The organism is Chromobacterium sp. Ag138 (assembly GCF_055181315.1).
Window position 1 is genome coordinate 3940788 of the sequence record NZ_JBUPWA010000001.1, and the last position, 22213, is coordinate 3963000.

The 22213-nt window shown below is 64.8% G+C and carries 21 protein-coding genes and 3 tRNA genes; 10 read left to right on the forward strand and 14 right to left on the reverse strand.

Going from position 1 to position 22213, the window contains the following annotated elements; genetic code table 11:
* The first annotated feature begins 59 nt into the window (after window positions 1–59).
* From flgM to ACY3GB_RS18510, 5 genes are all read left to right on the forward strand, one after another.
* The gene (gene flgM, locus ACY3GB_RS18490) at window positions 60–359 is read left to right on the forward strand and encodes a flagellar biosynthesis anti-sigma factor FlgM (RefSeq protein ID WP_463090018.1); all 300 of its coding nucleotides are present in this window, start codon (window positions 60–62) and stop codon (window positions 357–359) included.
* 34 nt (window positions 360–393) lie between these two features.
* Window positions 394–858, forward strand: coding sequence for a flagella synthesis protein FlgN (locus tag ACY3GB_RS18495; RefSeq protein WP_463090019.1), 465 nt, complete (start codon window positions 394–396; stop codon window positions 856–858).
* 143 nt (window positions 859–1001) lie between these two features.
* A complete protein-coding gene (locus ACY3GB_RS18500; RefSeq protein ID WP_463090020.1) occupies window positions 1002–1922 on the forward strand; it encodes a CobD/CbiB family protein in 921 nt (306 codons plus the stop codon).
* Window positions 1923–2101: 179 nt separating this feature from the next.
* On the forward strand, window positions 2102–3451 hold the full coding sequence (locus tag ACY3GB_RS18505) for a DEAD/DEAH box helicase (RefSeq protein WP_463090021.1): 1350 nt from the start codon (window positions 2102–2104) through the stop codon (window positions 3449–3451).
* Between the two features lie 107 nt (window positions 3452–3558).
* Window positions 3559–3837, forward strand: coding sequence for a hypothetical protein (locus tag ACY3GB_RS18510; protein ID WP_463090022.1), 279 nt, complete (start codon window positions 3559–3561; stop codon window positions 3835–3837).
* A gap of 63 nt (window positions 3838–3900) precedes the next feature.
* Here ACY3GB_RS18510 and ACY3GB_RS18515 read toward each other — a convergent pair whose 3' ends face one another.
* The 3 genes from ACY3GB_RS18515 to ACY3GB_RS18525 form a co-directional block, all read right to left on the reverse strand.
* Window positions 3901–4182, reverse strand: a complete 282-nt coding sequence (locus ACY3GB_RS18515) for a hypothetical protein (protein WP_463090023.1) — start codon at window positions 4180–4182, stop codon at window positions 3901–3903.
* A gap of 103 nt (window positions 4183–4285) precedes the next feature.
* Window positions 4286–5224 (reverse strand): cation diffusion facilitator family transporter, encoded by a 939-nt coding sequence (locus ACY3GB_RS18520; RefSeq protein ID WP_463090024.1) that lies wholly within the window; start codon window positions 5222–5224, stop codon window positions 4286–4288.
* A 182-nt stretch (window positions 5225–5406) separates the two neighbouring features.
* On the reverse strand, window positions 5407–5661 hold the full coding sequence (locus ACY3GB_RS18525; protein WP_463090025.1) for a hypothetical protein: 255 nt from the start codon (window positions 5659–5661) through the stop codon (window positions 5407–5409).
* 105 nt (window positions 5662–5766) lie between these two features.
* Here ACY3GB_RS18525 and ACY3GB_RS18530 point away from each other — a divergent pair, with 105 nt between their 5' ends.
* Entirely contained in the window at window positions 5767–6756 is a 990-nt protein-coding gene (locus ACY3GB_RS18530; RefSeq protein ID WP_463090026.1) for a serine/threonine protein kinase, read from the forward strand.
* A 7-nt stretch (window positions 6757–6763) separates the two neighbouring features.
* Here the strand turns inward: ACY3GB_RS18530 and ACY3GB_RS18535 are convergent, their stop codons facing one another.
* The 10 genes from ACY3GB_RS18535 to ACY3GB_RS18580 form a co-directional block, all read right to left on the reverse strand.
* Complete coding sequence (locus ACY3GB_RS18535) at window positions 6764–7957, reverse strand: EAL domain-containing response regulator (RefSeq protein WP_463090027.1); 1194 nt, start codon at window positions 7955–7957, stop codon at window positions 6764–6766.
* A 19-nt stretch (window positions 7958–7976) separates the two neighbouring features.
* Entirely contained in the window at window positions 7977–9047 is a 1071-nt protein-coding gene (locus tag ACY3GB_RS18540; RefSeq protein ID WP_463090028.1) for a protein-glutamate methylesterase/protein-glutamine glutaminase, read from the reverse strand.
* Complete coding sequence (locus ACY3GB_RS18545) at window positions 9044–9625, reverse strand: chemotaxis protein CheD (protein WP_463090029.1); 582 nt, start codon at window positions 9623–9625, stop codon at window positions 9044–9046. The genes ACY3GB_RS18540 and ACY3GB_RS18545 overlap by 4 nt, the downstream gene beginning before the upstream one ends.
* Window positions 9626–9698: 73 nt before the next feature.
* A complete protein-coding gene (locus ACY3GB_RS18550) occupies window positions 9699–11318 on the reverse strand; it encodes a methyl-accepting chemotaxis protein (RefSeq protein ID WP_463090030.1) in 1620 nt (539 codons plus the stop codon).
* 40 nt (window positions 11319–11358) lie between these two features.
* Window positions 11359–11904 carry a chemotaxis protein CheW gene (locus tag ACY3GB_RS18555; RefSeq protein WP_463090031.1) on the reverse strand — a complete coding sequence of 182 codons (546 nt, stop codon included), beginning with the start codon at window positions 11902–11904 and terminating at the stop codon, window positions 11359–11361.
* Window positions 11905–11925: 21 nt separating this feature from the next.
* Window positions 11926–13521: a methyl-accepting chemotaxis protein gene (locus ACY3GB_RS18560; protein ID WP_463090032.1), complete on the reverse strand. Its 1596-nt coding sequence runs from the start codon at window positions 13519–13521 to the stop codon at window positions 11926–11928.
* On the reverse strand, window positions 13518–15710 hold the full coding sequence (locus ACY3GB_RS18565) for a chemotaxis protein CheA (RefSeq protein WP_463090033.1): 2193 nt from the start codon (window positions 15708–15710) through the stop codon (window positions 13518–13520). The genes ACY3GB_RS18560 and ACY3GB_RS18565 overlap by 4 nt, the downstream gene beginning before the upstream one ends.
* Window positions 15711–15717: 7 nt before the next feature.
* Complete coding sequence (locus ACY3GB_RS18570; RefSeq protein ID WP_463090034.1) at window positions 15718–16014, reverse strand: STAS domain-containing protein; 297 nt, start codon at window positions 16012–16014, stop codon at window positions 15718–15720.
* Window positions 16015–16040: 26 nt separating this feature from the next.
* The gene (locus tag ACY3GB_RS18575; RefSeq protein WP_114061763.1) at window positions 16041–16409 is read right to left on the reverse strand and encodes a response regulator; all 369 of its coding nucleotides are present in this window, start codon (window positions 16407–16409) and stop codon (window positions 16041–16043) included.
* Window positions 16410–16427: 18 nt separating this feature from the next.
* A complete protein-coding gene (locus ACY3GB_RS18580; RefSeq protein WP_463090035.1) occupies window positions 16428–17339 on the reverse strand; it encodes a hypothetical protein in 912 nt (303 codons plus the stop codon).
* A gap of 196 nt (window positions 17340–17535) precedes the next feature.
* On the opposite strand from ACY3GB_RS18580, the gene ACY3GB_RS18585 reads away from it, so the two are divergent.
* The 4 genes from ACY3GB_RS18585 to ACY3GB_RS18600 all read left to right on the forward strand — a co-directional run bounded on the left by ACY3GB_RS18585 (window position 17536) and on the right by ACY3GB_RS18600 (window position 19080).
* Entirely contained in the window at window positions 17536–18762 is a 1227-nt protein-coding gene (locus tag ACY3GB_RS18585; protein ID WP_463090036.1) for an aspartate kinase, read from the forward strand.
* 62 nt (window positions 18763–18824) lie between these two features.
* A tRNA-Ser gene (locus ACY3GB_RS18590) sits at window positions 18825–18918 on the forward strand.
* A gap of 6 nt (window positions 18919–18924) precedes the next feature.
* A tRNA-Arg gene (locus ACY3GB_RS18595) sits at window positions 18925–19001 on the forward strand.
* A 4-nt stretch (window positions 19002–19005) separates the two neighbouring features.
* A tRNA-Glu gene (locus ACY3GB_RS18600) sits at window positions 19006–19080 on the forward strand.
* A gap of 247 nt (window positions 19081–19327) precedes the next feature.
* On the opposite strand, the gene ACY3GB_RS18605 is transcribed toward ACY3GB_RS18600, so the two are convergent.
* Window positions 19328–22012, reverse strand: coding sequence for a TonB-dependent receptor plug domain-containing protein (locus ACY3GB_RS18605; protein WP_463090037.1), 2685 nt, complete (start codon window positions 22010–22012; stop codon window positions 19328–19330).
* Between the last annotated feature and the right edge of the window lie 201 nt (window positions 22013–22213).

Sequence of the window (22213 nt, forward strand, 5' to 3'; positions counted from 1 at the left end):
AGATTGTTTTTTCGGTCGATAATAGAATCAGTTGAGTTTAGCTACGGGAAGGTCAGGCCATGAAGATCGACAATTCGGGCAAGCTGCTGGGCACCTACAGCACCCAGAGCAAGCCGTCGCCCCGTGCTTCCTCCAGTTCCAGCAGCAGCGCGAGCTCTGGCGACGACAGCGTGAAGATCGATTCGCTGGCGAGCAAGCTGAGCGCCATCGGCAACGATCCCAGCACCCAGCAGCCGTCGTTTGACGCGGCCAAGGTGGAGCAGATCAAATCCGCCATCGCCAACGGCAGTTTCAGCATCAATCCCGACAAGATCGCGGATGGCTTGATTTCGTCTGCCCGCGAGTTGCTGAATGGATGAGGCGTAAGCCGGGACGGATAACGGAAGAAGCGATATGTCAGCCGTCGAGCAGTTCGTCAGTTATTGCCGGGACGAGACCGAAATCGTCGACCGGCTGGTCGACTTGCTGGAGCAGGAGCAAGCGCTGCTGATCCAGGGCGAGAGCCTCCCGCTCGAAGGGTTGGCGGATAGCAAGAGCGAGGTGCTCGACCTGCTCGCCGCGCAGTCGTCGCAGCGAGGGCGGCTGATGGAGTCGCTGGGCGTGCAGGACAAGGACACGCTGTACATCTGGCTGGCGGACAAGCCGGAGGCGTGCGCGGGGTGGACCCGGCTGGAGGATGCGGTGAACCGCGCGCAGAGCATCAACCAGTTGAACGCCGTTTTCGTTAACCAGCGCTTGGCGTTGGTGGAGGGATCGCTGGACATTCTGCGCAGCGCCGCCGCCGCGACGCTGGGCTATGGCCGGGACGGCCAAACGCCGGAACTGGTGACCGGACGCCGTTTGCTGGGGTCAGCCTGAACCGCTTTGGCAGTAGCGATTTGCACGGGGCGCGCGAAGCGCCCCTTGTTGTTTCTGGCGCGGCCGCGATATCTCGGGTGGGCGCGTCCCTGCCTTTATGGTATCTTCCCCAGCGGTCCCGTGAAAACCGCTAACCAGAATCCATGACCCTGATTTCACTGATTCTTGCCCTGGCTTTGGAGCAACTGCGCCCGCTAGGCAATCGCAACCGGGTGTGGCTGCTGTTCACCCGCTACGCCAATCATCTCGAGCGCAACCTGAATGCCGGCGCCGAGCGCCATGGCGTGCTGGCGTGGCTGGCCGCCATCGTGCCGGCTCTGCTGCTGAGCCTGCTGCTGTTCTATTCGCTGAAGGCGATGAGCCCTGTTCTGGCGCTGGCCTTCAATGTGCTGGTGTTGTACCTGACTATGGGTTTTCGCCATTTCTCCAGCGCCTTTTCCGAGATTTCCCAAGCGTTGACGGAAGGGCGGGAGTACGATGCCCGTGTGGCGCTGGCCAATTGGACCGGACTGCCGACCGCCGAGTTGTCGGTGGAGGAGATTTCGCGGCTGGCGATAGAGCAGGGTGTGGTCGACAGCTACCGCCACGTGTTCGGCACGATGTTCTGGTTCGTGGTGCTGCCGGGGCCTTCCGGCGCCTTGCTGTACCGCTTGTGTTCTATGCTGAATCAGAAGTGGGGCAGCCGGAATGCCGATGAAGATCCGTTCGGCCTGTTCGCCGCCCGCTTCGCGGCTTGGCTGGATTGGATTCCGGTGCGCCTGACCGCGGTTTCGTTCGCGATCATGGGCGATTTCGAGGATGCGGTCTACTGCTGGCGCTCTCAGGCGCGGACGTGGGGCAACTACGCCAACGGCATTCTGCTGGCGTCCGCGGCCGGCGCGCTGGGCGTCAAGCTGGGCGATCCGCTGCGCCAGGACTATTCGGTGAAATACCGGCCGGAGCTGGGCCTGGGCGATGAAGCCGATCCCAGTTTCCTGAAAAGCGCGGTTGGTTTGGTGTGGCGTTCCGCCTTGCTGTGGCTGGCCGTGACGCTGCTGATCAGCGTGGTCAGCCATATGGGTTGATCTGGAATCGCCGCCTGCGGGCGGCGCGTTTCTGTCTGCCGCCGGTTTAGAGCGGCCAGCAAGGCAAGGGCCCGGAACCGGGCGATGCCAGATGAGTCTGGTAGCTGTTATTGATGAACATCGGGGCGCGTTGGCGCGGAAGGCGCAACGTGCCCTTACGTATTGCAGGAGTGTGTTGAATGTTGTTTTCCGAACTCGGCTTGTCGCCGGAAATCCTGCGCGCCATCGACGAGCAGGGCTATAGCCAGCCGACGCCGATCCAGGAGAAGGCGATTCCCCTGGTGCTGTCCGGCCGCGACCTGCTGGCCGCTGCCCAGACCGGCACCGGCAAGACCGCAGCCTTCATGTTGCCGATACTGGAACGGCTGAAGAAGTTCGCCAATACCAGCGTATCGCCGGCGATGCATCCGATCCGCGCGCTGGTGCTGTCGCCGACCCGCGAGCTGGCCGACCAGATCGGCGTCAACGTGCAAAGCTACACCAAGTATCTGCCGTTGCGCGCCACCACCGTCTACGGCGGCGTCAACATGGACCCGCAGACCCAGGAACTGCGCCGCGGCGTGGAGGTGCTGATCGCGACGCCGGGCCGTCTGCTGGACCACATTCAGCAGAAGACCGTGCAGTTGAACAAGGTGGAAGTACTGGTGCTGGACGAAGCCGACCGCATGCTGGACATGGGCTTCATCCAGGATATCCGCAAGATCATGGGCATGCTGCCGAAAGAGCGCCAGACGCTGCTGTTCTCCGCGACGTTCGCGCCGGAAATCAAGCGCCTGGCCGCCGATTTCATGCATACGCCGCAGACCGTGGAGGTCGCTCGCCAGAATGCCACCAACGAGCAGGTCGAGCAGCTGGTGTTCAAGGTGGACAACTTCAAGAAGCGCCAGGTGCTGGCCCACTTGATCCGTTCGCGCGAGATGAGCCAGGTGATCGTGTTCTGCAAGACCAAGATCAGCGCCGACCAGCTGTCGCGCGATCTGAAGCGCGACGGCCTGGATGCCGAAGCCATCCATGGCGACAAGACGCAGGGCACGCGCCTGGAGACGCTTGCCGCGTTCAAGGAAGGCAAGCTGCGGGTGCTGGTGGCCACTGACGTCGCCGCCCGCGGTCTGGACATTTCCGAGCTGCCTTATGTGGTGAACTTCGAGTTGCCCAATTCGCCGGAGGACTATGTGCACCGCATTGGCCGCACCGGCCGCGCCGGCGCCAAGGGCGTGGCGATTTCGCTGATGGGGCCGGAGGAGACGCGCCAGCATGAGGCGATCGAGAAACTGACCAAGCAGACGCTGACGCCGCAGAGCGTAGACGGCTTTGGCCTGTCCGCGCAGCAGCGGTCCAAGCCGATGCTGGCGCCGATGCGCGAACCGATGCGTGAATCGTCGCGCGATCTGTCGCCGGCGCCGGTGTTGTCGGCAGGCAAGGGCGAAGGGTTGAAGCAAGCCCGCCCGGGGCGCCGCAACCGCAAGGAAAAGCGCGAAGTGCCGGCCTTGCTGCTGCCGCCGCGCTACAAAGTCGAAATCATCCGTTAATGGCTGTTAACGAAACCCCGCTTCGGCGGGGTTTTATTTTGGCGGCGATCTCGTTGAAACGACAGTATGCTGGAATAAGGAAGCAGATATCCGCAGCGAGGAAGTCGATGATGAAGAACCGAAGGTGGATTTACGCCTGCGGCGCAGGCGGGATGCTGCTGGCCGCGGCTTGCCAGGCTGGGCCGGCGCCGGTGCCGGTGGAGCGGTCGATGTCGCATGGCGATGGCGGCGTGGTGCTGGGCCCGCCTTTTCAAGGCGGCAGATCCGCGGCGGAGGCGGCGCGGCTGTACCGGCTGCGGGCGCTGGTGCATGAGGCCGCCATCCATTGCAACGATCCCAATTGCCCTATCTGCAATCCATCGCGCCGCCAATCGGCGCCGCTTTGACATGAGGCGCGAAAACGTCGGCTGCGGAAGCGCTGCCGGCGTTTTAATTTTCAGGCTTGCGGCTCAGGCGTTGTCGCCGGGGCGCAGGGGCAGCGCGGCGATGTCGCGCACCGGGGTGCCGGCGTCGCGCTTGGCGTCGGCATGGCGGAATTGATCGCGGACTTCCTGCACCAGCAGGAAGGGCGTGTCCGCCGGCCAGGACTCGCTCCAGGTGGTGGCAACCATCGGCTCTGCCGACTGGGGCGGCGCGTGGTTGACGGCGTAGGTCTCGAATTGCCAAAGCAGGCTCAGCATCAGCAGCGTCGGCAGGCCGCGCCGCCAAGCATGGAAAACAGGTGTGGTCATGGTGGGGATAGACCGTCCATCCAGGGTAAAGTTGCCTGACAGATTATATGGATGGATATGAAATTGGAATGGCCTCCGGCCTGGCGCCGCCAGAGCCCGCTGATCAGGCGGTGCGGCCCAGGCCGCGCGGCTCCTCCAGCCCCGCCGGGTCGATGTGGGTCATCACATCCAGAACCGGCAGCTCATTCAGCACCCGGCCGCGGGCGCGTTCGGTGATTTCATGCGCCTGGTAGACATTGATGCGGCCATCCACCTCCAGGTGCACGTCCACCAGGATCAGGTCGCCCATCTTGCGGGTGCGCAGGTCGTGGATGCCGACAATGCCGGGTGTGTCCAGCAGGGTATCGCGGATGGCCGCGATGTCTTCCTCGCTGGCCGCGCGGTCCATCAGGTCGTGCAACGCGTCCCAGGCGAAGCTCCAGCCCATTTTGCCTACCAGCAGGCCGACCACCAAGGCCGCCACCGGGTCAAGAATGGGGTAGCCCATCAGATTGCCGGCCACGCCGGCGGCGACCACCAGCGAGGAGGCGGCATCGGAACGCGCGTGCCAGGCGTTGGCCACCAGCATGCTGGAGCGTACGCGCTGCGCCACCGCCAGCATGTAGCGGAACAGCGTTTCCTTGGCCAGCAGCGCCAGCGCGGCGATCCACAATGCCAGCGAGTGCACCGAGGGGATGTCTTCAGGATGCAGGAACTTGCCTGCCGCCGAGTACAGCATGCCGCCGCCGACGGCCAGCAGCAGCAGCCCGAGAACCAGCGACGCGGCGTTTTCGTAGCGCTGGTGGCCGTAATGGTGGTCGTCGTCCGGCGCCTTGCCGCTGTGCCGTCCGGCCAGCAGGACCACGAAGTCGGCGAACAGATCTGACAGCGAGTGCACGCCGTCGGCGATCAGCGCCGAGGAGTGCGACCACGCGCCGGCCACGATCTGCAACGTGGACAACACGATGTTGACGGCGACGCTGACCAGCGTGCTGCGGCGCGCGGCTTGCCGGCGCTCGGCGCTGTCGGTTTCGTCGCGAACAGGAATGTGTGCTTGGCTCATGGTGATTCGCATCGGCGGGTCATCTCGGTATTTTCCCATTATTTTCCCTATCGGTCATTAAATTTTGATTTATAAAGTAAATGATAATGAAAACGATAATGAGCCGCAGAGACCATGATATTGATATGGCCAAGCCGCATCCGACCGGAAACCGGGCGCGGAGCGGGCAGGAAGTCGCCGTTCTAGAAACGCCGCGAGGCCAGGTAGAGCAGGTAGGCCAGCGACAACAGCACCAGCGTGCCGCTGAGCCAGCAGACCAGCCATTCCAACAATTGCCATGGGGTGCGACGGCGGGCGCGGCGCCATGCCCGCCGCCTGGCGGCGCGGTCGAACAACAATAGCCAGCCCTGCAGGGTGATGTCGGCCCAGCGTTCGACGCCGCGCCGCAGCCTGGCGCCGTCAGGATGGAGGCCGTGGAGTGGGAATAACAGTTTCATGGCTTGGCACCGCGCCTGACGCTCTCTCTTTGAAATTAGCAGACCCAGGTCCGCCGCGCCGTTGAAACCCCGCGTCGCGGGGGCGACTGCCGCTATAATCCGCGGATGGACAACGCACACACTCCCCCATTCGCCGGCCTGACGCCGGATGCCATTCTCGATGCCGTGGAAAGCCTGGGCCTGCGCGCCAGCGGCAGCCTGCTGGCGCTCAACAGCTATGAAAACCGCGTTTACCAGGTGGGGCTGGATGACGAAGCGCCGCTGGTGGCCAAGTTCTACCGCCCGGCGCGCTGGAGCGACGAGGCCATTCTGGAGGAACACGCGTTCTCCCTGCAGTTGGCCGAGCGCGAGATTCCGGCGGTGCCGCCGCTGGTGTTCGATGGCTGCACCTTGCACAGCCATGGCGGCTTCCGCTTCGCGCTGTTCGCCCGGCGCGGCGGGCGGGTGCCGGAGCTGGACCGGGACGATACGCTGCAATGGGTCGGGCGCTTTCTGGGCCGCATCCACGCGGTCGGCCGGACCGAGGCCTATCGCCACCGGCCGACGCTGGACATCCAGAGCTTTGGCCGCGAGCCGGTGGATTTTCTGCTGAATGGCCGCTTGCTGCCGCCGGAGCTGGAGGCGGTTTACCGGGGTGTGGCGGAGCAGGCGCTGCAGGGCGTGGCGCGCTGTTTCGAGCGGGCCGGCGCGGTGGCGCAGCTCAGGCTGCACGGCGACTGCCATGTCGGCAATCTGCTGTGGACCGACGCGGGGCCGCATTTCGTCGATTTCGACGACAGCCGCACCGGCCCGGCGGTGCAGGACCTGTGGATGCTGCTGTCCGGCGACCGGGCCGAGCAGTCGCGCCAGCTGGGCGAGGTGCTGGCCGGCTACGAGGACTTCTGCGAATTCGACCTGCGCGAGCTCAATCTGCTGGAGGGGCTGCGTACCTTGCGGCTGCTGCATTACAGCGCCTGGCTGGCGCGCCGCTGGCATGATCCGGCCTTTCCGGCGGCCTTCCCCTGGTTCGGCGCGCAGCGTTACTGGGAGGAGCAGATCCTGTCGCTGCGCGAGCAGATCGCGCTGATGGACGAGCCGCCGCTGTGGTCGTGCTGAGCGGCGCTCAGCTCGCGGCGCCGGCGGTGGGCAGCACCGGCGGCTGCCGGGTCCATTCCAGGAAGGCGGCGGCGGGCAGCGGCCGGGCGAAGTAATAGCCCTGGCCCAGCTGGCAGCCGCGCTCCGACATCAGCCGGTAATCCTCCGCGGTTTCTATGCCCTCGGCGACCGTGGACAGCTGCAGCCGGCGGGCCATTTCGATGATGCTGTTGAAGACGGCTTGAAGGTGGGGCTTGTCCGAGATGCCGGTGACCAGGGATTGGTCGATTTTCAGCTCGGTGAAGGGGAAGCGGGTCAGCTGCTGCAGGGTGGCGAAACCGGTGCCGAAATCGTCGATGGACAGGCCCAGTCCCGCCAGCCGCAATCGGACCGCGCAGCCTATCGCCTGCGCCAGGTTGTCGACGATGGCGGTTTCCGTCACCTCGAATATGATGAAGCGCGGCGGCACGTGGCTGCCGCGCACGTAGCACTCGATCTCGTCCACCAGGTCGTCGCCGCGCAGCGACAGCGCGGACAGGTTGACCGACAGCGGCAGCCGCAAGCCATGGCGCGCCCATTCCTGCCATTGCGTCAGGCCCTGGCGCAGCATCAGCATGGTCAGCTCGGTGGCCCAGCCGCTTTCCTCTATCACCGGGATGAAGCGGCTGGGCGGGATCAGGCCCAGGTCGGGATGCTGCCAGCGCGCCAGCATCTCGGCGCCCTTGACCCTGCCGTCGGCGAGATTCACCTTGGGTTGGTAGTAGGGGATGATCTGGCCTTGCTCCAGCGCGACGCGGACCTCGCTCGCCGCCAGCTGCGAATCGTCTGACCGCTCGGTCTTGGGCGTCCAGACGCGGTGCATCAGGTCGAGCAGGGCGGGCAGCTGCAGCGGCTTTTGCAGGCAGCCCAGCACCGGCAGGCCCAATTCGCGGCCCATCAGCTCCACGGTGGAGATCAGCAGGTAATCCTTGCCCGAGGTGATGATGACGGGCGCGCTCAAGCCGGAGCGCGCCATCTCCTGCATCACTTGTACGCCGTCCTGCTTGGGCATCTCCAGGTCCAGCAGCAGCAGGTCAGGCATCTGCACCCGCATCAGGGTCAGGCCGCGCTCGCCGTCCGGCGCCTCGCGCACGCTAGCGATGCCGAGTTGGCGGCACAGATCCATCGCGTGCTGGCGTTGCACCCGGCTGTCGTCGATGATCAGGATGTCGTGGATGTCCATGCGGCGGGATTCGTCCTGTTCAGCGGCAGATGGCTTTGGGGATCAGTTCCAGCGGCATCACCTCGTCGGCGGCCCCCAGCTTGATCGCTTCCTTGGGCATGCCGAACACCACGCAGCTTTCTTCGTCCTGGGCGATGGTCTTGGCGCCGCAATCGTGCATCTCCTTCAGTCCCTTGGCACCATCGTCTCCCATGCCGGTCATGATGATGCCCAGCGCGTTCTTGCCGGCGAATTTGGCGGCGGAGCGGAACAGCACGTCCACCGATGGCTTGTGGCGGCTCACCAGCGGGCCGTCCACCACTTCCACCTGGTAGTAGGCGCCGCTGCGCTTGACCATCATGTGCTTACCGCCGGGGGCGATCAGCGCGCGGCCGGGCAGGATGCGGTCGCCGTTGTCGGCTTCCTTCACCTCGATCTGGGACAAGCTGTTCAGCCGGTCGGCGAAGGAGCGGGTGAATTTTTCCGGCATGTGCTGGACGATGGCCAGGCCGGGACAGGTCCGCGGCAGCTGGGTCAGTACCGCCTCCAGCGCCTGGGTGCCGCCGGTGGAGGTGCCGATGGCGATGATGCGCTCGGTGGTGGCGAACACATTGCTGCCGGTGGGGGCGGACAGGATGGCGTCGGCCGACAGCTTGGGGCGAGTTTCCAGCGGGTTGCCGCTGGCTGACGGCATCACCCGCACCCGGTTCATCCGCGCGGCGGCGGCGCAGCGCACCGCCATCACCAGCTCGTGCGAGCTCTCTTCGAGAAAGCCCTTGACGCCCGATACCGGCTTGGCGATGACTTCCACCGCGCCGGCGGCCATCGCCTGCATGCTGATGTCGGTGCCTTTCTGCGTCAGCGACGAGCAGATCACCACCGGCGTCGGGCGGCTGGCCATCAGCTGCTTCAGGAAGGTGATGCCGTCCATCCGCGGCATCTCCACGTCCAGCACGATCACGTCCGGCCAATGCGCCTTCATCTTGTCCATCGCCATATAGGGGTCGTTGGCGACGTCCATCACCTCGATGCCGCTGGCCGCGGTGAATACCTGGCTCAACACCTGGCGGACCACGGCGGAGTCGTCGACGATCAAAACCTTGATGCTCATTTGCGCGTCCTCGTGTTGGGAGCCTGCTCCAGCTCGGCTTCTTGCGATTGCTTGATCCAGACGTTGCCGCTGGAGACATCGAACAGCACCAGACGTGGACAGTTGCCGCCCAGGTCCTCGGCCAGCAGCTTGAGGCCAAGCTGCTTCACCATCGAACGCGCCTGTTGAATATTGCGGGAGGGCACATCGTGGCTGAGCTTGCGTTCCCGGCTCAGCAGCATCGAAGCGCCGCCTATCAGCCTGGCCTGGAATTCCAGCAGCGGCAGGCCGGTGGCCAGGATCTCGCGCAGCAGCAGCAGCATCGCTTCGTCGCCGTAGCGTCCGGACAGCGATTCGCCGCGATGCGGCGTGCGTTGGGCGAGCAGGTAGTGGCACATGCCGCCGACCCTGGCTTGCGGGTGCCACAGCGTGATCGATACGCAGGAGCCCAGCAGGGTGCGGATGCGGGTCTGGCTGTCGCCGAAATGCCAGTCGCCCGGATGCAGGAACACCGCGTCGCCCGCCGGCTCTGAGGGCGGCGCGGATGGCGAGCGATGATCGGCGGGAGCCGCCGGACGCGCCGGCGGAGTATGCGGCATGGTGCTGGCCTTCCAGGTGCGCGGCTTTGCAGCCGTTGGTGTCGTCATGGTTTCAATCTAGTACAGCGCGTTGTCAGAAGCGGAACATGTCTTCCAGTTCGTTGTCCTCTCCGGCGGGTGGCGGCGCGCCTGTCATCGGCGCCGCCGTCTGCAGCGCGTGGCGCGGCAGGTCTCGCGCCGCCGCGGCGCCCAGCTTGAAGAAGGCCATCGCCTGCTGCAGCCGCTCGGCCTGGTGGCTCATTTCCTCCGCGGTAGAGGCGAGCTGCTCGCTGGCGGCCGCGTTTTGTTGGGTCGCGTGGTTCAGATGCTGGACCGCATGGCTGATCTGGCCGATGCCGCCGGCCTGCTCCCGGGTGGCGGCGGCGATTTCCTGCACCAAGTCCGCGGTGCGGCCGCTGGAGCGCACGATCTCCTTCAGCAGCTTGCCGGCTTGTTCGGAGACGGTGACGCTGCGCTCGGCAAGCTCGCCTATCTCCTGGGCGGCGACCTGGCTGCGCTCGGCCAGCTTGCGCACTTCGGCGGCCACCACGGCGAAACCGGCGCCGTGCTTGCCGGCGCGAGCGGCTTCGATGGCGGCGTTCAGCGCCAGCAGGTTGGTCTGGTAGGCGATGTCGTCGATGATGCCGATCTTTTCGGCGATCTGCCGCATCGCCGCCACCGTCTGCAGCACCGCCTCGCCGCCTTCCGAGGCCTCGGCGGAGGCTTTTTCCGCGATGGCTTCGGTGGTGCGTGAATTGTCGCTGGTCTGGTTGATCGACGCCGAAACCTGCTCGATCGAGGCCGAACTCTGCTGCAGGCCGGCGGCCGAGGTGCTGGCCCCCTGGGACAGCGCCATCGCCGTCGAGCTGACTTGCTGCGCGGCGCAGGCGATGCCGTCCGAGCTGTTCTTCACTTCGGCGATGATGGCGAGCAGCTGCCGGCACATCTGCTGCACCGAATCGGACAGGCTGCCCGCCGGAGCGGGCGGCATGTCGACATCCAGCCTGCCGGTCGCCACTTCGCCGACGATTCTCGCCACCTCATGCGGCTCGCCGCCCAGGCCGCGAATCAGCTTGCGATAGATCATGATCAGCGATCCGGCCAACAGCACCAGCACCAGCGCGCTGACCGCCGCCACGGCGGCGAAGGTTTGCGCGGTGATGCGCTGCGCCTCGTCCTCCATTCGCTTTTGCCGGTCCATGGTCTTGGCGATCAGCGGCTGCATCGCCTGGTCGTTGCGGTCGTACTGCGCCGCCAGGCGGTCGAACGACTGGTTGATCGCCAACTGATCGTGTGCTTCCAGCGCCGGCAGGTAGCGATTGTCGACTTCGAGGAAGAAGGCTTCGGCCGATTGCCTCACCTTCTGCGTCAACATGTCGCGCAGCTCCTGCGGCAGTTCGCTGTTTCCCCATTTTCTCTGGCCATCGTAGAAGATGGCGCGCTGTTTCTGCAGCTGGCTGGTCAATTGCTGGCGTATCGACGGATCGCTGGTGTTGCGCAGCTGATTGGCCAGCAGGAAGCTGGAGATCAGCTGCTGGGTGGGGGGATCCAGATCGTTGATGAAGTCCTTGCCTATCACCACCTGATGGTACATGGCGCTGTTGATCATCACGGTGCGCAGGCCCTGCCAGGCGGTGAGGGTCAGCCCCCCCAGGCCCAGCAGCACGCAGGCGGCCAGCAGGATGAATTGCCGGCGGACGGTGAATGTTTTCATTTTGGTTCCAGGCGGTCTGGGTTCAGGCTGCGGGGCGGGGTCATTCTTCCTGCGCCTCCTCCTGCCGGCTCAGTTCGGACAACAGCGACATCTCGCCTACCGACAGCACCTTGTCCACATCCAGCATCACCACGAAGCGATTGTCTATCCTGGCCATGCCGGAGATGAAGTCGACCCGTATCTTGCTGCCGAATTGCGGCGGCGGCTCGATCTCGCTGTCGGGAATGGCGAGCACTTCGTGCACGGTGTCCACCAGCACGCCGATCAGCTGCCACTGCTCGTCGTGCTCCATTTCGATGATGACGATGCAGGTGCGGCGATTGATCGCGGTTTCCTCGCGGCCGAAGCGCAGCGACAGGTCGATCACCGGCACCACCGCGCCGCGCAGGTTCATCACGCCGCGGATGAAGGGCGGCATCAGAGGCACCGAAGTGGGTTTGATGTATTCCAGGATTTCCCGTATCCGCAGAATGCCGATGGCGAAGGTTTCGCCGGCGAGCTGAAAGGTCAGGAATTGTCGCACCTCGGCCTGGGCGCCGGGCTCCGGGGCGGTTTCGCTGCGGCGGAGAATATTGAGTGCGGCCATATCTGTGTCCCTCCTGCCGGTTCAGAACTGCATGAAGCCATGCGGGTCCGGCGCTGGCGGGTGCCTGCGGGCGGCGTCGGACGGGGTGGCGGCATGCAGCGATCCCAGATGGAAAAAGCCTATCAGATCATGCAGGTTTTCCGCCTGGCGGTTCATTTCCTCCGCCGTGGCGGCCAGTTCTTCGCTGGCGCTGGCGTTCTGCTGAGTGGTCTGGTTCAGCTGCTGCACCGCCAGGCTGATCTGGCCGACGCCGCCGGATTGTTCTTTGGAGGCGGCGGCGATTTCCTGCACCAGGTCCGAGGTGCGGCGGCTGGAGCGGACGATCTCCTCCAGTAGGCTGCCGGCGCCGTCGACCAGGCTGACGCTGCTGCGGGCGAGGCCGCTGATTTCCTGGGCGGCCACCTGGCTGCGCTCGGCCAGCTTGCGCACCTCGGCGGCCACCACGGCGAAGCCCTTGCCGTGCTCGCCGGCGCGCGCGGCCTCGATGGCGGCGTTCAGCGCCAGCAGGTTGGTCTGGTAGGCGATATCGTCGATGATGCTGATCTTGTCGGCGATCTCGCGCATCGCCCGTATCGTCTGCTGCACCGCCTGGCCCCCCTCGGCGGCCTCGCCGGACGCTTTCTCGGCCATGCTCTCGGTCAGGCGCGCGTTGTCGTTGGTCTGGTTGATCGAGTTTGACATCTGCTGCACCGAGGCCGACGTTTCCTCCAGCCCTGACGCCTGCTGGCTGGCCGACTGCGCGATCATCTGCGAGGTGGTATGGATGTGCTGCGCGGCGACGGACAGGCTTTCCGAGCCATTCTTCACCTCGCTCAGAATGGCGCCCAGCGTTTGTATCGTTTGCATGATGGAGGCGGCCAGGCTGCTCTGGTCGCCGGCGCGCAGCGGAATCTGGCCGTTCAGGTTGCCGGCGGCGACCTGGCGCATCAGTTCGGCCACCTGCCGCGGCTCGCCGCCCAGCGTGCGCAGCAGGTCGCGGTGGATCAGCAGGCTGATCCCCAGGCTGGCGAGCAGCGCGATGCCGGCCAGCAGCAGCAGGCGGTTGCGGCTGTCGGAGTAGGTGTCTTCCCCTTGGCGGGCGAGGTCGTCGTTCAGCTTGTCCTCGTAGGCGGCGAGCGCCGAGATGGTTTCGTTCAGCTGTCCGCCTTTGCCGGTCAGCAGCCGCGCCGCCTCCTTGCTTTGCTGCCTGGACATCAGCGCCAACGCCTGCAGGTAGTCTTGATGGACGATGCGGCTGCTGTTCTGGATGGCGCTTATCAATTCCCGCTCCCGGGGCAGGGTGCTGGGCTCGCGCTGGAACATCTGCGCCAGTTGCTGCTCGGTGTCCTGGTAGCGGCGCAGCGAGTCCTGCAGGGCCTGGGCCGCGCGCGCGGCCTCGTCGGGGCCTCTGGCCAGCAAGCCGTTGCGGACGTCGATGCGGGTCTGCTGGTTTTGCTCCAGCAGCTGGTGAGCCAGCTTGGCCTCGACATTATTGACCTGGGTGATGTCGTGGATGATGCCGCTGGTGCTGGAGAAACCGTGCAGGGCGGCGGCCACGCACAGCAGCAGCAGGGCGATGATGGCGCTGTAGCCCAGCGCCTGTTTGGTTTGAATGCGCAAGCCGGAGAGGGCTGTCATGGGGTGTTTCCTTGCAAGGGGGCGCCGGGGCGGAGGGCGGCGTCGGCGCGCGGCGGCAGCGCGAAGCGCTCGGCCTCCCGCCGGCAGGCGCGCTGTATCAGCGAGGGGACATCCAGAATCAGCGCGACTTCGCCGGTGCCGAGTATGGTGGAGCCGCTGATCGCCTTCAGCGTATTGAACAGCGCGCCCAGCGGTTTGATCACGGTCTGGAATTCTCCCTGCAGCGCGTCCACCACCAGGCCGGCCTTGCGCTCGCCGTATTGCACCACCACCACGTTGCGGCGGAGCGCCGCCGCGGGCGTCAATTCGAAGAAACTGTCGAGGTGCAGCAGCGGCAGCAATTCGCCGCGCAGATTGATGCAGTCGTGCACGCCGTTTTCGGGCAGGCCGGCCGGCAATTCTATGCACTCGATCACGGCCTCAAGCGGCAGCACGAAGGTGGAGGCGGCCACCTCCACCAGGAAGCCGTCGATGATGGCCAGCGTCAGCGGCAGCCGGATGCGGAAGGTGGTGCCATGGCCGGCTTCGCTGTCGATCTCGATGTTGCCGTGCAGCTGCTCGATGCCGCGCCTGACCACGTCCATGCCGACGCCGCGCCCGGACAGATTGGTCACATGGTCGGCGGTGGAGAAGCCCGCCTCGAATATCTGCTGGAACACCACGCTGTCGGCCGGCTCCTCGTCCATGCCGAGCAGGCCGCGCTCGCGCGCCTTGGCCAGGATGCGTCCGCGGTCGAGGCCGCCGCCGTCGTCTGCCACCTCGATCACCACGCTGCCGGATTCATGGTAGGCATTGAGCCAGAGATTGCCCTGGGCGGGCTTGCCGTGGGCCTGGCGGACGCCGGTGGGTTCGATGCCGTGGTCGATGGCGTTGCGCACGATGTGCAGCAGCGGGTCGCCGAGTTTTTCTACCATGGATTTGTCCAGCTCGGTTTCCGCGCCGACGATGCGCAGCTGGATGTCCTTGCCCAGTTCGCGCGAGACGTCGCGGACCACCCGCGGGAAGCGGTGGAAGATTTCGCCTATCTGCACCATGCGCATCGACAGCGTGCCGGTGCGGATCTGCTCGATCAGATTGGCGATGCCCAGCGTGGCCTCCACCAACTGCGGCTGCTGCGAGCGGCGCGCGATCAGGTTGGCCGCCGAGCCGGCGATCACCAGTTCGCCTATCAGATTGATCAGGCTGTCCAGCTTGCCCGCCTCCACCTTGATGAAGCGGCTCTCTCCGCCTCGTCCGGCGCGGGTTTCGCCGTGGGCGGGCGCGGCTTCGGTGGGCGAGTGCGGGTCGGCCTGGGCGGCGGGCTGGGCCGGCTCGGCGGGAGACGGTTCGGCCGCCGCGGCCTGCGGATGCTCCAGCAAGGGATCGATGCCGGAGGGTGGCTCCTCCTCGAGCGGCTGCGCCTGGCCCAACGCGCCGAACTGCCGCCAGGCGTCCTCCACTTCCCGCGCCTCGTCCGGCGTCGCGCTGGCGCAGGATTCAGGCAAATGGGCGGCGGCGATCTTCAGCGGCCAGATGAACAGCTCGCTGTCCTCGCGGACGAATTCGAAGACTTCATGCAGCGATTTCTCGTCGATGTCCGACTGGTACAGCAGCTCGAAGCGCAGATAATTGTTTTCCGCGTCGAAATCGGCGCCGGCGGGCAGCCGGCAGGTGATCGCGCGGATAGCCTCCACGGTGCCCAGTGTCGCCAGGTAGCGGATGAACGATGAAGGGTCGAGGCCGTTGCGCAGCACGTCCGGACCGAAGCGCAGCGACAGCAGCCAGCGCTCCGGCCGAGAGGCCGCGGGGAGATGATCTTCCGCTGCTGGCGGCTGCATGGACTGGGGCGCGGCCAGATAGCCGAGCAGCGCGGCTTCCAGCGCCTCGTCGCTCAGCGCTTCCAGCGAGTCGCCGGCCGCCAGCGCCTGGATCAGCAGCTTGACGTGGTCGTGGCAGCGCAGCAGCAAGCCGACCAGCTCGTCGTCCAGCTTCAGTTTGCCGTCGCGCAGCTGGTCAAGCAGATTCTCGGCCTGATGGCTGAAGCGGATGATGGGGTCCAGTCCGAACAGCCCGGCCGAGCCCTTGATGGTGTGCATGGTGCGGAACAGCGCGTTCAGCTGCTCCGAGCTGGTCTGCTCGGCCTCGACGTCCAGCAGGATGCTTTCCATCTCGTCCAGCAATTCGCGGGACTCTTCCAGGAAAGTCTGCATTGCCTGCTCAAGATCCATCGCCGCCCCCGCTGCGTCTGAACGCCAGTTCGCCCTCCATGCCCATCAGGCGGAGGAATTCGCCCAGCGCGCGGCTGGGGTCGAGCAAGCCCATCCGCCTGTCCAGCCTGGCGGCCTCGCGCTGCAGCCAAAGCAGCACCTGGACGCCGGCGCAGTCGATCTCCTCTATCGAGGACAGATCGAGCAGGATGTCCTCGCCGCTTCGCAGGGCGGCTTCCAGCTCCGTCCGCCATTGCGCGGCCTGGTAGATGGTCTGTTCGTGTCCGGCGACGATGGAAAGCGCCATGTCCGCTCCTGGGTTCGTGGGCCGGCTCAGGGCAGGATCAGCTTGGACACCGCGGTCAGCAGCACCGGCGGCTGGAACGGCTTGACCACCCAGGCCTTGGCGCCGGCCTCCTTGCCCTCGCGTTTTTTCTCTTCCGCCGACTCCGTGGTCAGCATGATCACCGGCGTGAACTTGTAATGGGGAAGCTGCTTGATGTTCTTCAGCAGGCTGATGCCGTCCATCTGCGGCATGTTGACGTCCGAGATGATCAGGTGGATCTTGCGTCCGTCCAGAATGTCCAGCGCTTCCTTGCCATTGCCGGCCTCCAGCACGTCGTAGCCGGCGCCGGCCAGCGTCATGCGCACCACCTGCCGCAAGGTGGTGGAGTCGTCGACGATCAATATGGTTTTGCCCATCTGCGACTACCCCGTTATTCAGAAAAAAGTGATATCGCTGGGCCCCGGCGCCTTGTCATTGCCTTCCCGGCCGTGCAGCGCGCGTTGCTCGTGGGTGGTGTAGCTGTTCTTCAGCGCGGACAGCCAGGCTTCGGTATCCGGCGGGGGCGGCAATTCGCCCTCGCAGTTCAAGGCTTCGTGCAGCGAGGCTTCCAGTTGCCAGATGTCGTTTTGCACGTGGGACAGAATCTGGCTGACCCGGTCCTGGAATTGGAGATGGGTCAGGATGTCTTCCACGGTGGCGGGCAGATCGAAGCCGGCCTGGCCGTCGGCCTGGAGGCCGGCGGCGATTTGCCGGTCCAGCGCGTGCAGCCGTTGCGCCAGCAAGCGGGCCTCGCCGGCGATTTCCCTAGCATGGGCCGCGTCGTTTCCGGACTGGGCCAACTCGTCCAGCTTCAAGCTGGATTGGCGCAGTTGCTGCAGTTCGACCGAGAGCCTGCGCTGCAGCTCGACGGGCGGCCATGGCGCGTCGCGGGCATCATCGGCGGTTGGGATTTCAGCAGCGTCGATCAGATTCAGGCCATCGCGCTCCTCCGGCTGGTGGCCGAGCAGGCGCAGCATGCTGTCGAAACGGTGGGTCAGGTGGCCGGCCGCCTCGTCTATTTGTTCGCGGCTGAGCGCGATATGTCCGGCCCACAGCGGCAGCAGCGCATAAACGTGGCTGGCGTAGTCGCGCCAGTAGCTTTCGCCGCCGCCGTCGGAAACGGACAGGCGAGGGGAGGACGCAATGGGGATCGGCCACAGCAGCAAAAGCGCGATCAACAGCGAAGTCAGGCCCAGAGCGGGCCAGAACAAGGGATGGTTGATCAGCAGCGTGTACTGGATTCCCCCGTTGACGGCCAGGCCGATTTGCAGCCGGATCCAGCGCCAGGGTTGAACAGGGGCGATCATGCAAGGGTCCCGTCGGTCGGATGCGTATTCTTCCTACTGATTTGTAGCCGCTGCGATGTGGGGATGCAAACAGGCAGTCAATTGTCGTAAACCGCCGGCGCCGGGCGCGGACGCCCAATTCCGCCTTGCATTTATCGACATTATGTGGTCAGAATCGAAGTTCGACATTTCAACCATTTTGAAACAAGAAGCACGTATGGCACTCATCGTACAGAAGTACGGCGGCACCTCGGTCGGGACAACCGAGCGCATCAAGAATGTGGCCCGTCGCGTCGCCAAGTGGAAGGCTCAGGGGCATGATGTGGTGGTGGTGGTTTCCGCGATGAGCGGCGAAACCAACCGTCTGATCGCGCTGGCCAAGGACATTCAGGACTATCCGGACCCGCGCGAGCTGGACGTGATCGTCTCCACTGGCGAGCAGGTCACCATCGGCCTGTTGGCGATGGCGCTGAAGGAAATCGGCGTGCCGGCCAAGAGCTATTGCGGCTGGCAGGTGAAGGTGGTGACCGACCAGGCCCACACCAAGGCCCGCATCCAGTCGATAGACGAGGGCGTGATGCGCGCCGACCTGAAGGAAGGCCGCGTGGTCATCGTCGCCGGCTTCCAGGGGGTCGACGAGGAGGGCAACATCACCACGCTGGGCCGCGGCGGCTCGGATACCTCGGCGGTGGCGCTGGCCGCCGCGCTGAAGGCCGACGAGTGCCAGATCTACACCGACGTCGACGGCGTCTACACCACCGATCCGCGCGTGGTGCCGGAGGCGCGCCGCCTGAAGACGGTCACTTTCGAAGAGATGATCGAAATGGCGTCTCTGGGCTCCAAGGTATTGCAGATCCGCTCGGTGGAATTCGCCGGCAAGTACAAGGTGCGCTTGCGCGTGCTCTCCAGCTTCGAGGACGAAGGCGAGGGCACCCTGATTACGTTTGAGGAAGATGAGAGCATGGAAAAGGCGGTAGTGGCAGGCATCGCGTTCGATCGCAACGAAGCCCGCATCAATGTGAAGGGCGTGCCGGACAAGCCGGGCATCGCCTACCAGATCCTGGGCCCGATCGCGGATGCCAACATCGAAGTGGACATGATCATCCAGAATGTCGGCGAGAACGGCACCACCGATTTCTCGTTCACCGTGCCGCGCGGCGAGTTCAACCGCGCGCTGGCCATCCTGCGCGAAGTGCAGACCCACATCGGCGCCGCCAAGATCGACGCCGACGACAAGGTGGCCAAGATTTCGATCGTCGGCGTCGGCATGCGTTCGCACTGCGGCATCGCGTCCACCATGTTCCGCACGCTGGCGGAAGAGGGCATCAACATCCAGATGATTTCCACCTCGGAAATCAAGGTGTCCGTGCTGCTGGACGAGAAGTACCTGGAACTGGCGGTTCGCGTTTTGCATAAAGTTTTCGGCCTGGATCAGGCAGCGTAAATATTTTTGCGCGAGCAGCTTGACAGGGAGGGCGTCGCTATTTAATATGGCGCTCTCTGAACGGAGAAATGGCCGAGTGGTCGAAGGCACTTCCCTGCTAAGGAAGCATACGGGCTTAAACCTGTATCGAGGGTTCGAATCCCTCTTTCTCCGCCAGAATCTGCACCCGTAGCTCAGTTGGATAGAGTATCTGGCTACGAACCAGAGGGTCGGGCGTTCGAATCGCTCCGGGTGCACCAAAACGTCCCTATAGTTTAGCGGTTAGAACACCGCCCTTTCACGGCGGTAGCCGGGGTTCGATTCCCCGTGGGGACGCCAGGATTCAGAAAAAAGCCTCGCATGAAGATGCGGGGCTTTTTTCATTGCTTTGCCGCCGCGCATAAGAACGGGATGCCAAAAGGCATCCCGTTCGCCTTTCCCTTCTCGTTCATTTGCTCGATGCTTGCTGTGCGCCTGTGATGCGGCGCGGCGAGAGGTGTTCCCGCGCATGCATCGCATGCGCGTCCCGCCTCTTCCATCGCTCTCGCTTTGTCCCGCCCTTGTCGGCGAGGTTTTTCTCCGGCGCTCAGAATTTGTGGTTCAGCTCCAGCCAGGCCTGGCGGCCGTATGGCGCGTAGCTGCCCACCGGGTAGTAAGGCCAGCCGCCGGTATAGTCCTTCTTGAGGAAGTCCTGAACGTTGTTGACGATCAGCCCGACCGAGGTTTTCTTGTTGACCTGATAGGTGGCGCTCAGGTTGGCGAGCACGGTCGGCGTCAGGTAGCCGTTGCCGGCGCCGTTGGGGATCTTGCCGTAGCGGGTCAGCAGCAATGTGGACGACCAGTCGCCGATGTTCCAGGTGGTGGTGAAATCCAGCTTGTCCGGCCAGTCGGTGTTGCTCATGTCGGTCAGCTGGTTCTGGGCGGGGTCGCCGGCGAATTGCTGGTAGGTGTGGGTGAGGACCTTGGTGTAGGTGGCTTTGAACAGGAAGTCGCCCAGCTTGGCGGTGCGCAGGCGGTATTTGCCGCTGAGGTCGATGCCGCTGGTGCGCTCGCTGGCGGCGTTGATCGGATTGACGACAATGGTGTTGATCGCGCCGGGGTCCACTACCGCATTGTTCGGATTGCGTATCACGCGGCGGAGCGCGTCCTGGCACTGGGTGGAGCTGGCGTTCAATTGGCCGCCGCGGCACAGCGCCTCGTCGCGCAGCAGCTTGTCGGCGCTGAGGGTGGTGACCAGGTCGTCGATGGTGATGTTCCAGTAGTCCAGCGAGATGTCTGCGTCGCGGCTGGGCGACCAGACGAAGCCGAGTCCGTACGATTTTCCGCTTTCCGGCTTCAGGCTGGCGTTGCCGTTGCTGATGTAGTTGGAGCCGGGCGAGACGCCGGCGTATGGGCAGTTGGCCAGCGGCTGGCCGGCTTGCGCGCAGCGCCAGTAGTCGGTGGTGGACGAGTAGTAGCCTCGGGTCTGGGTCTGGAACAGGTAGCTCATGTCCGGCGCGCGGAAGCTGGTGGCGTAATTGCTGCGCAACAGCAGGCTGCCGGTGGGGCGGTATTCCAGGCCGGCGCCGTAAGTGAGCTTGCCTTCGCTATTGGCGGTAGTTTGGTAGCGGTCGTAGCGGCCGGACAGGGTTAGGTTGACCGGTTTGGCCAGCGGCAGCAGCAGTTCGGCGCCGGCCGCTTCGCGCGAGCGGGAGCCGCTGGCGCGGATGGCCGGGTTGGCGTTGTAAAACACGCCTTGGCTCAGCCGCTGGTCGGGATCGTTGCTGAATCCTTGGCTGCCCCATTCCAGCAAGCCTGCCAGCTTGGCGGGGCCGGCCGGCAATTGGAAGGCCTCGCCGCTGGCGCTCAGGCTGAGCACCTGCAGCCAGGATTTGTTGTTGCCGGTGCTGTCGCCGATCAGGCTGGAGGCCTGCGTCGGCGTCAGCGGCTGGTAGAAGCGGCTGGTGCTGGGGGCGTAGATCGGCACGCCGCTGCCGTCGGTCCCGAGTTGCGGGCCGAGGAAGTAGTTGCTGACGCCGGACAGCAGCATCGGGGTGGTGGTGCGGCTGGTGTAGACCGAGGCGTTGTACGCCGCCTCGTAGTTCCAGCTGCCGGTCAGGTCGCCGCGCACGCCCAGCGTCAGGTTGGCCGCCAGGTCGTCCCACTTGCGGTTGTAGTTGCTGGTGCCGCCCAGCTCTTCGGGGGCGAAGCGTTTGTTCCAGATTTCGTAATTGCCGCTGTTCTGGTTCAGGAAGTAGCCGCCTTGGCCGGCGGCCGCGGTCCAGTTGGGACCGCGGGTGTTGTTTTCGGTGTGGGTGAGGCCCAGCATCGCGTCGCCGAACAGTTCGGCGTGGGAATTGATCAGATAGTTGAGGCTGAGGAAGCCGCTCTGGCTCTGATTGGCTGTCTGTATCGTCCAGTACGAGGGCTTCAGCAGGCCGCTGGCGCAATAGCCTTTTTGGCTGTTGCCGACGGTGGTGACGCTGCCCGCGAACATGCCGGCGAAATTGCCGCAGGCGCTGCCGGCATCGAGATAGGCGCCGCCGGCGATGCGCCGCGCCAGGATGGCGGAAGGGGCTTCTCCGAGGGCGGTGGAGTCTGACATGAAGCCGCGCTGGCGCGACCAGATCGCGTTGCGTTTGCTCAGCTCCAGGCCGTAGATCACGCTGAGCTGGTCCCAGCTTTTGCCGCCGGTCAGCTGCAGCCTGGCGTTTTCGCCGCCGTGATGCTCGGTGGAGCCGATCTTGACGTTGACGGCGGCGCCGTCGGTTTTCTTTTTCAGAATGATGTTGACTACGCCGGCGATGGCGTCGGAGCCGTAGATGGCGGAGGCGCCGCCGTTCAGGATCTCGATGCGGTCTATCAGCGCGGCGGGGATGTTGGCCAGATTGACGAAGTTGACCTCGCCCTCGTAAGCGATCGGGTAGTCGGCCATGCGGCGGCCGTTGATCAGCGTCAGCGTGTGGTTGGGCCCCAGGCCGCGCAGGCTGATGGCGTTGGCGGCCGGCGTGAAGGTGTTGCCGAAGTCGGCGCCCTGGGTGAAGCCGGTATTCTGCGTCAAGTTGTTCAGGGCGTCGTAGACGTTGGTGTAGCCCTGCTTTTCGATGTCGTCGCCGCTGATGACGGTGACGCTGGTCGGACCTTCCTTGGCGGAGCGGGCGATGCGCGAGCCGGTGACGGTCACGCGCTCCAGAGAGTCGGTCGGCGGCGTGTCGGCCAGGGCTGGCCAGGCGGAGAAAAGCAGCAGGGCGGATAGCAGCTTGGGGTAGGGTGGAGTTTTCGCGGAATGCACGGCGGGCCTGTTCTTGTATGGATATCAGGAAGAACAGGATATCTCCATGTCATTTTTGTTGTGCGAAGAAAAATGGCAATGCAAATGACGCGGCGGCATATTGGGGGATTGGCTGATGGAATGAAAAAAGCCCCGCATCTTCATGCGAGGCTTTTTTCTGAATCCTGGCGTCCCCACGGGGAATCGAACCCCGGCTACCGC

What these genes read in the sequence shown, in the direction of transcription:
- ACY3GB_RS18495 (WP_463090019.1), top strand. Translation starts at nt 394, where the DNA reads ATGTCAGCCGTCGAGCAGTTCGTCAGTTATTGCCGGGACGAGACCGAA.
- ACY3GB_RS18585 (WP_463090036.1), top strand. Translation starts at nt 17,536, where the DNA reads ATGGCACTCATCGTACAGAAGTACGGCGGCACCTCGGTCGGGACAACC.
- ACY3GB_RS18545 (WP_463090029.1), bottom strand. Translation starts at nt 9,625, where the DNA reads ATGCCGCATACTCCGCCGGCGCGTCCGGCGGCTCCCGCCGATCATCGC.
- ACY3GB_RS18540 (WP_463090028.1), bottom strand. Translation starts at nt 9,047, where the DNA reads ATGAGCATCAAGGTTTTGATCGTCGACGACTCCGCCGTGGTCCGCCAG.
- flgM (WP_463090018.1), top strand. Translation starts at nt 60, where the DNA reads ATGAAGATCGACAATTCGGGCAAGCTGCTGGGCACCTACAGCACCCAG.
- ACY3GB_RS18555 (WP_463090031.1), bottom strand. Translation starts at nt 11,904, where the DNA reads ATGGCCGCACTCAATATTCTCCGCCGCAGCGAAACCGCCCCGGAGCCC.
- ACY3GB_RS18550 (WP_463090030.1), bottom strand. Translation starts at nt 11,318, where the DNA reads ATGAAAACATTCACCGTCCGCCGGCAATTCATCCTGCTGGCCGCCTGC.
- ACY3GB_RS18535 (WP_463090027.1), bottom strand. Translation starts at nt 7,957, where the DNA reads ATGGACATCCACGACATCCTGATCATCGACGACAGCCGGGTGCAACGC.
- ACY3GB_RS18530 (WP_463090026.1), top strand. Translation starts at nt 5,767, where the DNA reads ATGGACAACGCACACACTCCCCCATTCGCCGGCCTGACGCCGGATGCC.
- ACY3GB_RS18580 (WP_463090035.1), bottom strand. Translation starts at nt 17,339, where the DNA reads ATGATCGCCCCTGTTCAACCCTGGCGCTGGATCCGGCTGCAAATCGGC.
- ACY3GB_RS18565 (WP_463090033.1), bottom strand. Translation starts at nt 15,710, where the DNA reads ATGCAGACTTTCCTGGAAGAGTCCCGCGAATTGCTGGACGAGATGGAA.
- ACY3GB_RS18505 (WP_463090021.1), top strand. Translation starts at nt 2,102, where the DNA reads ATGTTGTTTTCCGAACTCGGCTTGTCGCCGGAAATCCTGCGCGCCATC.
- ACY3GB_RS18570 (WP_463090034.1), bottom strand. Translation starts at nt 16,014, where the DNA reads ATGGCGCTTTCCATCGTCGCCGGACACGAACAGACCATCTACCAGGCC.
- ACY3GB_RS18520 (WP_463090024.1), bottom strand. Translation starts at nt 5,224, where the DNA reads ATGAGCCAAGCACACATTCCTGTTCGCGACGAAACCGACAGCGCCGAG.
- ACY3GB_RS18515 (WP_463090023.1), bottom strand. Translation starts at nt 4,182, where the DNA reads ATGACCACACCTGTTTTCCATGCTTGGCGGCGCGGCCTGCCGACGCTG.
- ACY3GB_RS18560 (WP_463090032.1), bottom strand. Translation starts at nt 13,521, where the DNA reads ATGACAGCCCTCTCCGGCTTGCGCATTCAAACCAAACAGGCGCTGGGC.
- ACY3GB_RS18500 (WP_463090020.1), top strand. Translation starts at nt 1,002, where the DNA reads ATGACCCTGATTTCACTGATTCTTGCCCTGGCTTTGGAGCAACTGCGC.
- ACY3GB_RS18525 (WP_463090025.1), bottom strand. Translation starts at nt 5,661, where the DNA reads ATGAAACTGTTATTCCCACTCCACGGCCTCCATCCTGACGGCGCCAGG.
- ACY3GB_RS18575 (WP_114061763.1), bottom strand. Translation starts at nt 16,409, where the DNA reads ATGGGCAAAACCATATTGATCGTCGACGACTCCACCACCTTGCGGCAG.
- ACY3GB_RS18510 (WP_463090022.1), top strand. Translation starts at nt 3,559, where the DNA reads ATGATGAAGAACCGAAGGTGGATTTACGCCTGCGGCGCAGGCGGGATG.